Origin of the sequence: Spongiibacter marinus, assembly GCF_016906995.1 — a bacterium.
Classification (GTDB): Bacteria; Pseudomonadota; Gammaproteobacteria; order Pseudomonadales; family Spongiibacteraceae; genus Spongiibacter; species Spongiibacter marinus.
The window spans coordinates 91674-106759 of sequence record NZ_JAFBBD010000008.1; the positions used below are offsets into that span (position 1 = coordinate 91674).

14 protein-coding genes are annotated in these 15086 nt (G+C 57.7%); 8 read left to right on the top strand and 6 right to left on the bottom strand.

The features are described from left to right. Positions 1 to 25: 25 nt before the first annotated feature. Positions 26 to 469, top strand: coding sequence for an SRPBCC domain-containing protein (locus HNR64_RS13145; RefSeq protein WP_204996904.1), 444 nt, complete (start codon positions 26 to 28; stop codon positions 467 to 469). Between the two features lie 42 nt (positions 470 to 511). Here HNR64_RS13145 and HNR64_RS13150 read toward each other — a convergent pair whose 3' ends face one another. After that, positions 512 to 1576: an SDR family oxidoreductase gene (locus HNR64_RS13150; protein ID WP_204996905.1), complete on the bottom strand. Its 1065-nt coding sequence runs from the start codon at positions 1574 to 1576 to the stop codon at positions 512 to 514. Between the two features lie 81 nt (positions 1577 to 1657). Here HNR64_RS13150 and HNR64_RS13155 point away from each other — a divergent pair, with 81 nt between their 5' ends. Next, entirely contained in the window at positions 1658 to 2023 is a 366-nt protein-coding gene (locus HNR64_RS13155; protein WP_204996906.1) for a MerR family transcriptional regulator, read from the top strand. Here the strand turns inward: HNR64_RS13155 and HNR64_RS13160 are convergent. Then, complete coding sequence (locus tag HNR64_RS13160) at positions 2020 to 3060, bottom strand: AraC family transcriptional regulator (RefSeq protein WP_204996907.1); 1041 nt, start codon at positions 3058 to 3060, stop codon at positions 2020 to 2022. The genes HNR64_RS13155 and HNR64_RS13160 overlap by 4 nt on opposite strands. Positions 3061 to 3189: 129 nt before the next feature. Between HNR64_RS13160 and HNR64_RS13165 the strand changes: the two genes are divergently transcribed. Next, positions 3190 to 4845: an AMP-binding protein gene (locus tag HNR64_RS13165; RefSeq protein ID WP_204996908.1), complete on the top strand. Its 1656-nt coding sequence runs from the start codon at positions 3190 to 3192 to the stop codon at positions 4843 to 4845. A 4-nt stretch (positions 4846 to 4849) separates the two neighbouring features. Here HNR64_RS13165 and HNR64_RS13170 read toward each other — a convergent pair whose 3' ends face one another. Beyond that, positions 4850 to 5872: an SAM-dependent methyltransferase gene (locus HNR64_RS13170; protein WP_204996909.1), complete on the bottom strand. Its 1023-nt coding sequence runs from the start codon at positions 5870 to 5872 to the stop codon at positions 4850 to 4852. 155 nt (positions 5873 to 6027) lie between these two features. Here HNR64_RS13170 and HNR64_RS13175 point away from each other — a divergent pair, with 155 nt between their 5' ends. Continuing rightward, the gene (locus HNR64_RS13175; protein WP_204996910.1) at positions 6028 to 6903 is read left to right on the top strand and encodes an alpha/beta fold hydrolase; all 876 of its coding nucleotides are present in this window, start codon (positions 6028 to 6030) and stop codon (positions 6901 to 6903) included. A 46-nt stretch (positions 6904 to 6949) separates the two neighbouring features. Then, positions 6950 to 9469, top strand: a complete 2520-nt coding sequence (gene hrpB / locus HNR64_RS13180; protein WP_204996911.1) for an ATP-dependent helicase HrpB — start codon at positions 6950 to 6952, stop codon at positions 9467 to 9469. Here hrpB and HNR64_RS13185 read toward each other — a convergent pair. From HNR64_RS13185 to HNR64_RS13195, 3 genes are all read right to left on the bottom strand, one after another. Further along, positions 9466 to 10302: a sterol desaturase family protein gene (locus tag HNR64_RS13185; protein WP_204996912.1), complete on the bottom strand. Its 837-nt coding sequence runs from the start codon at positions 10300 to 10302 to the stop codon at positions 9466 to 9468. The two genes, hrpB and HNR64_RS13185, sit on opposite strands and share 4 nt — an antisense overlap. 2 nt (positions 10303 to 10304) lie before the next feature. Then, complete coding sequence (locus HNR64_RS13190; RefSeq protein ID WP_204996913.1) at positions 10305 to 10970, bottom strand: TetR/AcrR family transcriptional regulator; 666 nt, start codon at positions 10968 to 10970, stop codon at positions 10305 to 10307. Positions 10971 to 11150: 180 nt separating this feature from the next. After that, positions 11151 to 12017 (bottom strand): TIGR03619 family F420-dependent LLM class oxidoreductase, encoded by an 867-nt coding sequence (locus HNR64_RS13195; RefSeq protein WP_204996914.1) that lies wholly within the window; start codon positions 12015 to 12017, stop codon positions 11151 to 11153. Between the two features lie 244 nt (positions 12018 to 12261). Between HNR64_RS13195 and HNR64_RS13200 the strand changes: the two genes are divergently transcribed. Genes HNR64_RS13200 through HNR64_RS13210 form a run of 3 tightly spaced genes read left to right on the top strand, consistent with a single transcriptional unit; the run spans position 12262 to position 14938 of the window. Beyond that, entirely contained in the window at positions 12262 to 13023 is a 762-nt protein-coding gene (locus HNR64_RS13200; protein WP_204996915.1) for an SDR family NAD(P)-dependent oxidoreductase, read from the top strand. A gap of 43 nt (positions 13024 to 13066) precedes the next feature. After that, the gene (locus HNR64_RS13205; protein WP_204996916.1) at positions 13067 to 13828 is read left to right on the top strand and encodes an SDR family oxidoreductase; all 762 of its coding nucleotides are present in this window, start codon (positions 13067 to 13069) and stop codon (positions 13826 to 13828) included. A 12-nt stretch (positions 13829 to 13840) separates the two neighbouring features. Beyond that, positions 13841 to 14938 carry an aromatic ring-hydroxylating dioxygenase subunit alpha gene (locus HNR64_RS13210; protein ID WP_204996917.1) on the top strand — a complete coding sequence of 366 codons (1098 nt, stop codon included), beginning with the start codon at positions 13841 to 13843 and terminating at the stop codon, positions 14936 to 14938. Positions 14939 to 15086: the final 148 nt, after the last annotated feature.

Sequence of the window (15086 nt, forward strand, 5' to 3'; positions counted from 1 at the left end):
GGCGATGGCGTTACGGAGGTTGCTTATGTTTCGGAAGATTTTCTATTCCACGCACATTGATATTAATGCTGATGCGGACGATGTGTTTGCAGTGATAGCCGATTTTGATGGTTACCACCGCTGGAATCCGTGGTTGATTCAGGCGCAGGGCCAGTGTCGCGAGGGCGAAATTGCCGATGTAACTGTTCGCTTGGGCGCCAAGACCATGAAAGTGAAACACAAGGTGCTGGAAGTGGTTCCCGGAAAGCGTTTGCGCTGGTGCGATATGGGGTGGTTCACCCTGTTCGCTTACGGTGAGCGCAGCCGCTCGATAGAAGCGTTGCCCGGCGGAGGCGTGCGTTATAGAAATGAGCTGCTGATAACAGGGCCACTGCGCGCACTGGCCGATATGTTTACCGGTAAGGCAGTGCGCGAGGGCATGGCGGCCGAGCATCTCGCCTTGAAGCAGTTTGTTGAAGCCGCTGCTTGAGCGGCATCGTCAACGGCAACACGGCGTAGCGGGAAGGGCGTGTCAGCTCGCGGCAGGGGACAGCGCAGCGTGTTGAAGGTGGTGATAGAACTGCGCCGAGTGAGTAATCACTTGCGTGATATCCGGCGTTTTAATGCCCTGTTGCTGCATGAATTGCTGAGTGTCTCGGGTATCGAAACGGGTGGTCTGGATAAAATTGAGTGCCTCTGGTGAGGTGTTCATTACCGTGGGCATGCCGGGAATGCGCAGCAGCCATGCCAGTAGGCGCAGGGGTAAGTGACGTTTAGGCGCAGTCATGTCGAGCGCCTGCGCGGCAATTGCCAGTGTGCCTCGCAGGTTTGGCGTATTGGCATCCAGGGCCAGCAATCGCCCGGGGGCATTTTCGCTGGTCGTGGCATGGGCAATCAGCGTTGCCAATACATCAACAGCGACCACCGGCAGCCAATGTTCGGGGCTGCCCGGCACCATGGCCAGGCGCCCATGAGCCAGGTTATCCAGCAAATTAAACAGCGGCTGCTGAGCATCCAACATGCCGGTTTGGCTATGGCCCGCAACAGTGGCGGGTTGCACTTCGACAAGATCCATATCGTTGGCTTGTGCAAAAGCGCGAACGCGGAACGCCGCTTCCAGCTTGCTGGCCTCGTAGGCGCCGGCGCGGCGGTATACCCTGCGCCAGTCGGTGCGCTCGGGATCGGTTGGGTGGATGCCGAGACGGTTTAGGTGTTGGTGATTTTCCAGCATAAAACCGCTGATAAAAACCAATCGGCACTGATGTTGCCGCGCCAGTTCGGCCGCCGCCAGGCTGCCGCCTACATTGCTGTTGTGGGCGGTGTTGGGGGCTAACTTCCAGGCGAAGCGGGCGGCGAGATGGATGACGGCGTCTAGCGTGGGCAGCGAGTCTTTAATTCCCAGCTTCGGCCGCTCCAGATCGCCAGCGACCGCCCGGATGTGGGCGCCGTTGCCACCCAGTGCATCGACCTGCTGGCGAAGTAAGGGCAGTTGTTGCTCGGGTTGGCGCAGCACCGCGATAAGGGTTTGGTTTTTCGATAATTCAGCGCAGACGTGGCGGCCAATAAAACCCGTGGCGCCGGTAATCAGTATGGTCATGGTATTGCTCCTTGCTAGACGGTGAAGCTACCCTAAGGTGTAGAGTGCACTCTAATGTCAAACCCTGTTGTGGAGAGGTAGATGCGAATAGCCGAGCTGGAGCAGCGCACCGGTGTTAGCCGTCATACGCTGCGCTATTACGAGAAGGCGGGCCTGTTAAAAGAAGTGCAACGGCGCGGCAACAACTACCGCGACTACCCGGAAAAAGCCGTGGCGCGGGTGGCGATGGTTCGCCAACTGAAGGAGCTGGGGTTCTCACTCGCCGAGATTTCCGATGTGCTGGACGCGCTGCGCAGTGACCGTATCGACTGTGAGCAGGGCGCGTTGTTGATGGCGGAGAAAAAAGCCGCGGTGGATGCCAAGATTCGCGAGCTAAAGCAGGTGAGTCGTATGCTCGACCGGGAGCAACAACGCTTACTCGCCAGCGCAGCGGCGGCCCGGGCTTAGTGGTCTTGCTTGCGGTAACTGAGGGGGCTGAGCCCCGTCCAGTGTTTGAAGGCGCGGGAAAAGGCACCCGGTTCGGCAAAACCCAGTTTTGTAGAAATATCGCTAACGCTGAGATTTTGCCGGGTGAGCATCACAATGGCCTGGTCGCGGCGCAGGTTGTCTTTAATTTTTTGGTAGGAGCTGCCCTCACTTTTTAACTTGCGACACAGGGTGTAGGAGGTCATATGCAGCTGCTCTGACACCCATTCCAAGTTGGGTAGACGCGACTCTTCCTGGGCTTCGAGAAGCTGGCGCACACGGGTGCTGAGGCTGTTGTCTTCGTCGGTCCAGATCAGCAGGTCGCGGGGGGAACTCAGAACAAATTCATCGACCTCTTCCTTGCTGCGGCATACCGGCATGCTCAGGTAGTTTTTGCTGAAGAACAGGCTGTTTCGCTCGCGCTCAAAGTGGCATTCGCAGGGGAAAATAAAGCGATACTCGTCAAAATGCGCAGGCAGGGCATGTTTAAAATTGGCGTGGCTGAGGACGATTTTTCGGCCGATCATCCAGCCTACCAAGCGGTGCCAAACCAGTAGTAACCATTCAACCAGAAAGTTATCGGGGTCGAGTTCGGGGCGCAGGTGGTTGAGGCTCAGTTCCACTTCGTCGCCGCTGTGTCGCAACTCGATACGGACATCGTCGGAAAATAGACTGTAGGCGCGAATGCTCTGTCTGAGCACTTCCTCAAGGTTGTCGGCGTGAACAACCAGGGCGCTCATCAAGTGAAAGTGGCCGACGCGGCAGGGCAGGGTACTGCGCCCCATAAACTCGTCATCAAGGACCTTCCAGCACAGTCTAAACAGGCGAATAAATTGGTCGGTAGGCACGCGGGCTTTTGGCTGGCGCACCAGCTGAGGGTCGATGCCGCGCTGTTGCAGCAGGGCGTCGGTATCCAGCCCCTGCTGTTCTAAACCCCACAGGATCGCGCGGGCATAGTGTGACGAAAAGGTGAGATTTTTCATCAAATGGCGGCCGTCCTGTGCTGCAAAACTTGTCAAATTATCTGCTGGAACATGTCATTCTGTTCGGGCGGTGCATTGCCTAAGCTGAGTTTTTTCTTCGCGGTCTGGCGCGTTGGCGCTAGCACACAATAGTTATAAAACACGCATTAACAAACGGGCAGGAACATGAACGCGAGCAATTATCAGGAATTCGCTAAAAACTTTTCCATGGAGCAAATAGTACAGAATTTTGTCGGTGATTTTAACGACGGTCTGAACGTTTGCGAGGAGATCTGTGACCGCTATGCCGCCGACGAGAGTCGCGTGGCGCTGCGCTATGAGCGCGTTGATGGTCAGCCTGGAGAGATGACCTTTGCTGAGTTGCAGCGCCGATCCGCGCAGTTCGCCGGCTTTTTGCAGGCCCGCGGAATTGGCCGTGGCGATCGCATTGCCTGTTTGTTGCCGCGCACGCCTGAACTATTGATATGTGTGCTGGGTGCACTGCGTGCGGGTGCGGTTTATCAGCCTTTGTTTACCGCCTTCGGCTCCGGTGCAATTGAATATCGCCTGCAAACCGCGAAAACCAAGCTGATTGTTACCAATACCGAGCAGTGGCCGAAATTGCGCGAGGTTAAGGGCTTGCCGACATCGCTGTTATTGGCAGATGAAGGTGATGCGCTGGCCAGCGAAGCAGACTTTCTCTACTGGCCGGAAATTGAGCGCCAGAGCGAAGAGTTCGCGCCGGTTAAAATTTCGGCTGACGAGCCTTTCCTGCAGATGTTTACGTCGGGAACCACCGGCAAGTCGAAGGGCGTAGCGGTGCCTGCCCGCGCACTGGCGGCATTTTGGATGTATATGCGCTACGCCGTCGGCCTGCGTGAGGACGACAATTTCTGGAATGTGGCCGACCCCGGCTGGGCTTACGGCTTGTATTACGCGGTGGTGGGCCCGCTGTTGTTAGGCTGCACCACACACTTTAACGAGGCCAGCTTTACGGCCGACAATACCTTTGAGTTTTTACGCAAATATAAGATCAGTAATTTGGCGGCGGCGCCCACTGCCTACCGCCTGCTGATGGCGAACGACAAGCTGTTGGCAGACTACCCTGAGATCGATCTGCGAGTGGCCAGCAGTGCCGGCGAGCCGCTAAATCCTGAGGTGATTAGCTGGGTAAAACGCGCCTTTGATTGCACGGTGTGTGACCACTACGGCCAGACGGAAACGGGCATGACGTCGGCCAATTTCCACGAGCTGTCGCACCCTCAGCGCGAGGCCAGCATGGGCTACCAAATTCCCGGCTATCGACTCGTGGCGCTGGACGAAAACTTTAATGAAGTGGCGCCCGGGCAGACGGGCGAGCTGGCGATTGATATGGAAAATTCGCCGCTGTACTTCTTCCAGGGCTACACCTGGGATGAAAAACGCCCCTATCACGGCAAGTACTACCTAACGGGTGATGTGGTCATCAGTAACGGTGACGGGTCGCACGCTTACACCGGTCGCGATGATGACATTATTGCCTCAGCGGGTTACCGCATCGGCCCTGCCGAAGTGGAGAGCAGTCTGCTGGAGCACGAGGCCGTGGTAGAGAGCGGTGTTGTGGGCAAGCCCGATGCCAAGCGTAGCGCGATTGTGAAAGCCTATGTGGTATTGGCTGAAGGTAGCACTGGCGACGACGCTCTGGTGGAAGCCCTACAACAACATGTGCGCAGCCGCCTGTCGACGCATTCCTACCCGCGTGAAATTGAATTTGTTGACGCCCTGCCGAAAACCTCCAGTGGCAAAATTCAGCGATTCGTGCTGCGTCAACGCGCTGAGCAGGAGGCTCAACTCAGCGCCTAATGGCTCAGTCGGCTTGCTGCCCAGGGGTGAGCAAATAATGGCCCACCAGCCATTCATTGCCGCCCTGATAGGCGAACAACTCCGCGCAGGCCAACATAAACATGCGCCAGCGCTGGAATTGAATGCGAGGGTTGGGTGCATCGGCGAGAATTTGCATTGCCCGCGGACGCTGCTGGTCTAACTTTTCTAGCCAAGCCTCTAACGTTTGCGCGTAATGCAGGCCGTTCACGCGCCAACTATCGGCGACACGCATATGCTCCGAGAAGTGCATAAGCGTGTCGAAGGCGGGCATCTGACCACCGGCGAAAAAGTTGTCGGTCATCCAGCCGCCATCAAAGGGGTAGTGCAGGTAGGCATGGCAGAAGATGTGCACAAACATCAGTCCCTCTGGCTCCAGCCAGCTTGCGACGTTTTTCAGCAGCTCGCGGTAGTTACGCACATGCTCCAGCATTTCAATGCTAACAACGCGGTCGAAACGCTGGTCGAGCGTTAGGTCGGCGACATTGCAGGTGATTACCTTCAGGTTATCCAGCGCACGCAGTCGCGCCTGTGCCTCGATGTATTCGCGCTGTCCGTGGGAATTGGATACCGCAGTAATATGGCTACCGGGGTAGCGCTCGGCGGCCCACAAACAGAAACTTCCCCAGCCGCAGCCGAGCTCCAAAATACGCTGGCCACCGCGCAGTTGAGCTCGCTCTGCGTAGAGCTCAAGCATGGCTTCTTCGGCATCGTCAATATTGTCGATACCATCGCCCCACCAGCAGCTTGAGTATTTCAAGCGGCGACCAAGCATCAGCTCAAAGAGTGCCGCTGGCACCTCGTAGTGCTGGTCGTTGGCATCGTCGGTATTGATGGCAATTTCTGAGTGACGCAGCGCTTCGCGAAATTCTCTGCGACGCTGCTCGCTGGCATCGATGTCATCGCGGCCCTCTTGCGCGAGACGGTCTTGAAGTTGGCGGCGGATGCCGCGGCGAATAAGGGGGTCAGGGATTAACCCGCGCTCAGCCAGTGAAATGGGATCTAGCATAGCGACGCTCCATTGGGTTTTAGGTTCATAAATCGTGTACGGTAAAAGCGCCCGGCTGGATGTTAACAGGCCCTAGTTTCATTTAGTCTTGCGTCCTATGATGGTCAGGGCCTCGGGTGGCAGCCCGCCCGGGGCCATTGGATAAGGAGAGAGTGATGATTCCCGATTTACATGGCCCGACGTCGCATATTTATATTTCCCAGCGCCTGAGGCTGCATTACGTGGACTGGGGCAACCCGGACGCGCCGCCACTGATCTTGATTCACGGAGGCCAAGACCACTGCCGAAATTGGGACTGGATCGCCGAAGAGCTGCGCCACGACTGGCATATTATCGCGCCCGATTTGCGTGGCCACGGCGACAGTGCCTGGTCTCCCGATGGTCACTACAGCTTTGAAGCTTACGTGTGTGATATCGCGCAGCTGATTAATCAAAAGAAATTAGGCCCGGCGACCATTGTTGGCCATTCGATGGGGGGCAATATCGCCAGTCGTTACGCGTCTATTTATCCAGAGAACGTAAAGAAGCTGGTCAACATTGAAGGCATTTTGCCGAACAAAGATGAGACCGAAGTGTGCGATACCATGAGTTATCGCCAGAAAATGCGCGACTGGGTGAAAGTACGCCACGGCATGTCATCGCGCCTGCCGCGCCGCTACGCTAACCTCCACGACGCCTTTGAGCGTATGCACGAGGAAAACCCCCACCTCACCGAGGCGCAGGCTCGGCACCTGACCTGTCACGGTGCCAGCCAGAATGAAGACGGTACCTACAGCTGGAAGTTTGATAACTACACCCGCAAGCTGAACCGGCTGGAAAGTGGTGAGGAGGAGCTGAAGGAAATTTTCACCAATATCGAATGCCCGACTTTCCTGGCTTGGGGAACAGAAACCTTTGTTGAGGACCCGGAAGAAAGCGGTCGTTTGGCCTACTTCAAAGATGCGATAATCAAACGCTACCCCGGCGCCAGCCACTGGGTACACCACGATAAGTTGGAAGACTTTCTGCGCGATTTGAAAGCCTTTATCTAAACCCTTGCTGCGGCGGCATGCCGCCGCCTTGCCTGAACCGTTTTCTATGGCCGACGTGCTGCCCATTTTTGCCTTGCTCGACGAGCTCAAAGACACGCTGTCGCAGCGTGATGAGCTGGTGCTGGAAGCGCCGCCAGGCGCGGGTAAAACAACCCAAGTACCCCTGTCGCTGCTCGATGCCCCTTGGCTGGCCGGGCGCAAAATTCTCATGCTGGAACCGCGCCGTATTGCTGCGCGGGGCGCCGCCGAGCGCATGGCGCAGCTGTTGGGCGAGGCGGTGGGCGAGACCGTGGGTTATCGCGTGCGCCTGGAGAGCCGAGTCTCCGGCAAGACGCGCATTGAAGTGATCACCGAGGGGATTCTGCAGCGCATGCTGCAGGATGACCCGAGCCTGGAGCAGGTGGGCCTGCTGATCTTTGACGAGTTTCACGAGCGCAGTCTGGATGCCGATCTGGGCTTGGCGCTCGCCCTGGAAGGACGGCGCTTATTTTCCGAGCTGCGCGATGCGCCGCTGAAATTACTGCTGATGTCGGCCACCCTGAATGGCGACGCACTGAGCGAGTATTTAAACAACGCCCCGGTGCTGCGCAGTGAGGGGCGGCAATATCCGGTCGATATTCACTACCAGGCACTGGCAAAGCGGCGCGACGGTCGTGCCCCGGATTATCTGGAGCAGATGCAGAGCTATATCCTGGCGGCTCACAGTCAGCATGCCGGCAATATCTTAGCCTTTCTGCCAGGGCAGGCAGACATTCATCGTCTGGCCAGTCGATTAGCGCCAGCGCTCGACAAGCACACCTTGATCGCGCCGCTGTATGGCAATCTGAGTCTGGCCGAGCAGCGGCGGGCCATCGCCACACCGCCGACGGGTCAGCGCAAGTTGGTACTGGCCACCAATATTGCCGAGAGCAGTCTGACCATCGATGGCGTAAACATTGTCATCGACAGTGGTCTAGAGCGGACAATGGTGTTCGATGCGCGCAACGGCAGCAGCCGTTTGCACACTCAGCGAATTTCCGCGGCGTCGGCAGCGCAGCGCGCCGGTCGCGCCGGTCGGCAGGCGCCGGGGGTGGCTTACCGCTTGTGGAGCGAAGCCGAGCAACAGCGTTTGCAGGCCCACAGCGAACCGGAAATTCTGCAAAGTGACCTGAGTGCCCTGGTATTGCAATGCCTGCAGTGGGGCAGTTCTCCAGAGGCACTTCTGTGGTTGGATGCGCCACCGCCCGCGCATTGCGAGCAGGCGCTGGCATTACTGAAAACCTGCGGCGCGGTGGACGAGGGCGGCGCGGCGCTGAGCTTGACCGAGCACGGCGAGGCAATGGCGCGCCTGCCATTGCCACCGCGACTGGCGCACATGTTATTGCACGGCCATGCGCTGGGTGTTGCCGAGTCGGCGTGCTTGTTGGCAGCGCTGTTGGGTGAGCGTGATCTGCCGGGCATGGCGGGGGCTGACATTGCCTTGCGCATGGCCGAGGTATCTCGCGAGCCCAAACGCTACCGCCGTATCCTGCAACAGAGTGCACAGTATCAGCGCTTGTTGGCGGGCGCGAATAGCGACGGCGTCTTTGATGGCAACACCGAGCGAGCGCTGGCAATCGCGACCGCCAGGGCCTTTCCCGACCGCATTGGCCGTCAGCGCGCTGCAGGCAGCCATGAATTTCAATTAAGTAACGGCCGCTCGGCATTCCTGGCCAGTGATGATCCGCTGCGCGGCAGCCCTTACCTAGTGGCCATTGAGCTCAGTGCCAATGTCGGCGACAGCAATGACCGCATTCGCCTGGCTTGTCCACTGCCTGAGTCGGTATTAGAAGACGCGCTGTCGCCGCTAATCAGCGAGCGGGTGTCGGCAGATTGGGATGATGCTCAGCAGCGTTTTGTTGCCGAGCGCCAGCGCTGGCTGGGCAAGTTACTGCTCGACAGCCGACCAGAAACCGCGTTGGACGAGTCCTTGCGCGAGCAGGCACTGATGGCCTTGTTGCGTCGCAGAGGATTGGAGTTGCTGCGCTGGTCGGAGGCAGCGCGTCAGCTTCAGGGGAGGGTGGCCTTGCTGGCCGAGCACGACTGCGTGCCCGGGCAATGGCCTGACTTTAGCGACAGCGCGCTGTTGGACTCGCTGGAGCAATGGTTGCCACCGTATCTAAACGGGGTGAGCAAATTACGTGATATTCAGGCCCTGGATGTTGAGGCCATGCTGTTGGCGCAGTTGGACTGGCCGCAGCAGCAGGCCCTGCAGCGCGCCGCGCCGGAACGTATTAGTGTGCCGTCAGGCTCGAAAATTCGCGTCGATTATTGTGCTTCGCCGCCGGTGTTGGCGGTGAAGCTGCAAGAGATGTTTGGCTGCGAAGATACCCCGCGCGTTGCCGAGGGCAGGCAGCCATTGTTGGTGCATTTATTGTCACCGGCTCAGCGACCGTTGCAGGTTACCAGTGATCTGGCTGGCTTCTGGCGCAGCAGTTACGAGGCGGTAAAAAAAGAAATGAAGGGGCGCTATCCCAAACACCCCTGGCCAGACGATCCGCTGTCGGCACAGGCCACCGCCTATACCAAGGCGCGAGCGGCTCGCTAGGCGTCGGTTTTTGCCGCTTGCTCGGGCTTGGGCAGCAGCGGTTTACGCACCACTGGCCACAGCAATTCCTCAGCCCAGTGCAAGCGCGGGGAAATGGGCAAGCCGTAGCGGGTTTGGCGGCCATTGGGAATTTTGGCGGTGCCAAACAGCATATCAAACAAGAACACGGTGACGGCATAGTTGCCATTGGGGTGGGCAGACTTGCCATAGGCATGGTGGGCGTGATGCGTGTCGGGCAGGGTCACGACGCGCTCAATCACCTTCCATACGGGTTCCAATACGGGGGCTTTGTTGCGCAGCCACAAGTCCCAGCGATAGCTGCTATGGGTGCCAAGGTTCACCATGTAGGTGACAAACACCGCTGCCAGGAAGGCTTCTCCCAGGCCGAAATACACTGCAAAAGCGCCCATCCAGGTTTGCGGCAACATGAATACCCAAAAGAAATTGTAGCGGTAGACCACGGAAATATTCAGGTGCTCGGCACTGTGGTGGGTGCGGTGAATTTTCCATAGCCAGCGCCATTCATGGGCGGCGCGGTGCAGCCAGTAATGGGCAAATTCCTCAATAAAGAAAATAACCGGAAAGGCCAACCAGAAGGCCGTGCCAGCGAGGCTGCCAGCGCTGTCTGGAAATTGCTTGGCTAGCAGCCAACCGATCACACTACCGATGACCGCGCCAGCCAGAAGTAGGTTGGAAAACATGCCAAATAACATAAACACAAAGTCGCGCAGCGGCCGTGGCGATTTTTTAAGGCGGCCTCCCGCCAGCTCAACAAGGAAGGCGATCAGGAAAATACTGAGAATAACGAGCTCGATGTGCGGCATGAGTTCCATGCTTAGTTCCTCTTATTATGGTTGGCGGTCAGGCCGCCTATCGCGTATTCGATCAGGTTTTGCAGGCGCCACTCCAAGCTGCTTTCGTCCAGTGCGAGCTGGCCCTTGTGCTGCAAGTTGTCCCACTCGGCAATGCTGTAAATAATCTGACTACCCAGCAAGCGAACGCGCTCGTTGTAGATCTCACTCGGCAGCGTATCGGCCAATTGCGCGGCCATAAGCTCACTGATTTTGATCAAGGCCGAAGAGCGCGAGCGATTGCGCAGGAACAGCTCGCGCCAGTGACCGCGCGATAGCAGCTGAGCAATTAAACTCAGGTAGCGGCTCTCGCCATTGCCGCGAAGCAACTCACTGGCCAGTGGTCTGGCCATTAAATCGACCAGCGCGTAAAGCGTTGGCTGTTGCTGTTGTTCCAGCAAGGCGGTGAGCAGCACTTCCCGCTGTTGATTAATCGGCCGCACCCGATAGTCGATGATCGCTTCTATCAGGCCGTCGAAGGAGCCGAAGTTATAGTTCACCGCAGAGTGGTTTTTGTGACCGGCGGCGCGGGCAACTTCGCGGCTGGATACCCCGTCTATGCCCTTGTCGGCGATCAATTGTTCGGCGCTGAGTACGAGCTGCAAGGCGCCGCTGCTTAAGCTGAGATTGTCGTGCTGGTCTGTTGTCATGCTGGGCAAGATAAGACGATCGTCTTAATAAGTCAAGTGTCTTATTTGGAGTGAGGGGTTTTTGCTTTCGCCATTTTTCGCTTTGGCAGTGCGCCGAGCAAAAAAAAGCCGGCATACGCCGGCAAGCGGGACGCACCCATCGCTGGGTGCAAGAGTGAAGCTTGCTAGGGTTTACAGGCCCTATGAAATAAAGCGCTGCGCGAAGCTCGCCAGTTGGTCTTGTTTCTGTGCAAGGCTGCCTCGGTCGACGCCATCTTCATAGGCATTGCGGAAGGCGATGTGGCACTCATCCACGCCCATTTCAGTGAGCGCGTCGAGTCCTCGTGGGCTAAATACATCACCCGAGGCCACTTGAATACGAAAGGGCAGGTGCTCGCGCTCGTAGACTTTGCGGTATTCCTTAAGCTTGTCGATAAGCTGGCGGTATTCGTCGAGGCTGGCGCCTGCGCCAATCCAGCCATCGCCAAGTCTTGCGGCCCGTTTTAAGGCGGCGTCGGAGTGGCCGCCAATCAAAATCGGCAAGGCGAATTCGGGAGTGGGGCAGAGCTGCATGCTGTCGATCGACAGCTGTTGCCCTTGGTAGCTAAAGAAGTCGCCGCTGAGCAGGCCGCGAAGAATATCGATTTGCTCGTTCAGGCGCTGACCGCGTTTTTCCCAGGGAATTTGGCAGCCTTCAAAGTCTTCTGGCCAGGGGCTGATGCCAACGCCGAAGTCCAGCCGGTCACCGCACAGTGACAGCAGACTCGACAACTGTTTGGCCACCACCAATGGTTGGCGAATCGCCAGCTTGTAGACCGAGGTGACAAAACGCAGTGTTTTGGTATGTGCCGCAATAAAGGGAATAGCAACCATGGGTTCGACAAATGGCTGACCCTTCAGAAAATCTCGCGAGCCGGAGCCGTTATAGGGGTATTTCGACGATGAGTGTTCGGGAAAGCTCAGGCTGTCTGGCAGTGCCAAGCTGTTAAAGCCGAGCTGCTCGGCGCTTTGTGCGAGCGCTGTGTATTGGTCTACCGGGCACATACTTGGGTTGTAGCAAAACTTCATAATTTGCGCTTCTCATTACTCGTTGCGGGATAGTCGTCGAAGGGTCACGGCGAGCTCACCGCGATGGGTGGCGCCCATAGTAGAGAGGCGCACTACACTTGCTGAGCACATTTCCAATCAGATTCGTTGGCCAAAAAATTCAGCACCGATGGGGTGACGAAAATGTGCATAAAAATAGTGTTTTTTGTCGTCGGGTTCGCCGAGACAGGGGGCTACCATCCTTAAAAAATGCCAAGGGGGAGTTATGGCAGAACAGTTTTTGAAAAATAAAGTGGCACTGGTAACGGGTGCCGGGCAAGGCGTTGGTCAGGGTATTGCGTTGGCGCTAGCCGAACGCGGCGCGGCGGTCGCGCTGCTCGGGCGCAGCCTCGATAAGCTCGAATCAACACGCGAGCGCATTGCGGCAGCGGGCGGCGAGGCCTTGGCGATTAGCGCCAATGTAAAGAGTGCAGAGGAGTTAGCCGCCGCGGTTGAACGCTGCGTGGCGGAGCTGGGGGGTATTCAGATTCTTGTGAACAATGCCCAGGAAGTGCCATTGGGAAATTTGCTCGACGTGAGCGAAGACGCGATTGAGGCGGGCTGGCAGTCCGGGCCGGTGGCAACACTGCGCCTGATGAAGTTGTGCTACCCCCATTTGAAAGGCGATGGCGTGATTGTGAATTTGGCGTCGTCGGCGGCGATGCGTTGGGATATGTCCGGGTACGGAGCTTATGCGGCAGTGAAGGAAGCGATTCGCGCCTACAGCCGGGCCGCCGCCTGCGAGTGGGGGCCAGAGGGTATTCGCACGAATGTCATTTTGCCCCACGCGATGTCGCCGGCATTGCAATGGTGGACGGAGAACCGGCCAGAGGAAGCTGCTGAGTTTGTTGCCACTATCCCCATGCGCCGCATCGGTGAGTGCAAAGAGGATATTGGTGAGTTTGTCGCCAGCTTATGCAGTGATGCCTGCCGCTACGTGAACGGCCAGAGCATCGCGCTGGACGGCGGCCAATCAAGAGTCGGCTGAGGTTTGCCTCAGCCAAGCAATCAGAATAACAAAGGGGAAGATCATGGGCGGATACGTGGTAACAGGCAGTGCATCAGGCATTGGTGCGGCGGTGTGTGAGCGCTTGGTGAGCGATGGGGAGCGGGTGGTCGGCCTGGACCGCCAGGATGCCGATATTGTCGCTGACTTATCGACGGAGTCGGGCCGTCGCGGTGCGGTCAGCCAAATATTGAGTGCCTTCCCCGATGGTCTGGATGGCTTGGTCTGTTGCGCAGGCATCGGCGGAACCAGTCCGCGTGTAGAGCTGATCCCCGAGGTGAATTTTTTTGGATCGGTCGCGCTAGTGGAGGGCCTGGCTGATGCCTTGGCGCAGCGCCACGGCGCGGTGGTTCTGGTGTCCTCTAACTCTGCGCCCCAGCCCAGCGACGACGCGTATATCGAGGCGCTTATCGCCGGTGATCATGCGGCGATGGCGGCGCGCTTATCGGCGGTGAGCGGCCATGCCGCGTACAGCGGTTCCAAGCAGGCATTGGCGCGGTGGATGCGTCATAAGGCGCCCGATTACGCACGCCGCGGCGTGCGTTTGAATGCAGTGGCACCGGGTTACACCCGCACCGCGATGACAGCCGAGACGGAAAACCACCCGGAATACGGCCCGGCGATCAAAGAGTTTCTGGCCAGCATCCCCCTGGGGCGCGCGGGTGAGACAAAGGATATAGCCAACGCCATCGGATTTTTACTGAGCGGGGAGGCGGCGTTTGTCAGCGGCTCTCTGTTGTATGTGGACGGCGGTCATGACGCCATGTTCCGCCCCGATAGCATTTAAAAGGAGTAAGCAATGGCGAAGGCCGCAGACTATGGACTGGGTCCAAACACCTTTCCCAGAGGTTGGTTTTTAATTGCAGAGTCGAGCGAGCTTGGACAGTCGCCGCTGGCCTTGCGTTTTTTTGCCCGCGATTTTGCACTCTATCGCGGCGAGGATGGCAAGCCGGTGCTGCTCGACGCCTATTGTCCGCATATGCAGTGTCACATCGCCGCCAGCGATACCGCGGTTATCGCTAAAGAAGGCGCGCAAATCGAAGGTTCGTCGATTCGCTGCCCCTACCACGGCTGGCGCTTTGGGCCGGATGGGATTTGCGATGACATTCCCTATCACGACGGCCCCATGCCGCGCTCGGCAAGGCTTACAAGCTACCCGGTGGAGGAGGGCATTGGCGGTATCTGGATGTGGTTTGACGAAGACGGTAGCCAGCCGCAATACCCGGCACCGGCGTTGGACCAGTGGCACCAGCCGCAGTGGATTCAGTGGCAAATGGATCACCTCGGTGAGCTGCCCGTTCAGCCTCAGGAGGTGATCGATAATATGGCGGATGCCCGGCACTTAGGGCCGACCCACGGTGCACCCTGCGAATACTTCGAGAATGAGTGGCGCGACCACATCTACATTCAGCGTCAGGGTGGTTTTCACAAGGAATACCAGGCGATGCTGCAAACCACCACGTGGTACACCGGCCCCGGCCTGTTGCTGTCTCACCAGTTATTTGCCGAGGTGGAGAGCATTGAATTCATTGCCAATACACCGGTGGAAGACGGTGTGACCAAACTCTGGCACGGCGTGTTGGTGAACAGTGGCAACAGCTCGCCGGGCGAGGCGGAGCGGGAGCAGGCCCGTCAAATTCAGGCGGGGGCCTTGGATTCGTTGGCATCCGATTTTGGCATTTGGCAAAACAAGCGGGCGGCGACGCGGGTATTACAACTAAAAAGTGATGGGCCGTTTGCCCGAGGGCGGCGTTGGTACAAACAGTTTTATCAGCCTGTGGATCAGGCGAAGGCCAGCAGCAGTGACGTGAATGGCGTCTGCCATATTCCCGGTTTAGACGAGCCGCCCGCTGGGAGCCGAGCGGTAGAAGAAGGGTTCTCGAGCTTACATCAATGACTCAAACTGCAATTTTTGTGCTGTACAAAAAATGAACGCTTCGGCGCATTTTTATGAATGATTTTGTTGTCGTTTTTCACGGCTGCAGGCGTAAGCTCTGACTTGGAAAACACGTAAATGCACGACTACAGTGCATAGTAGCGAGAGT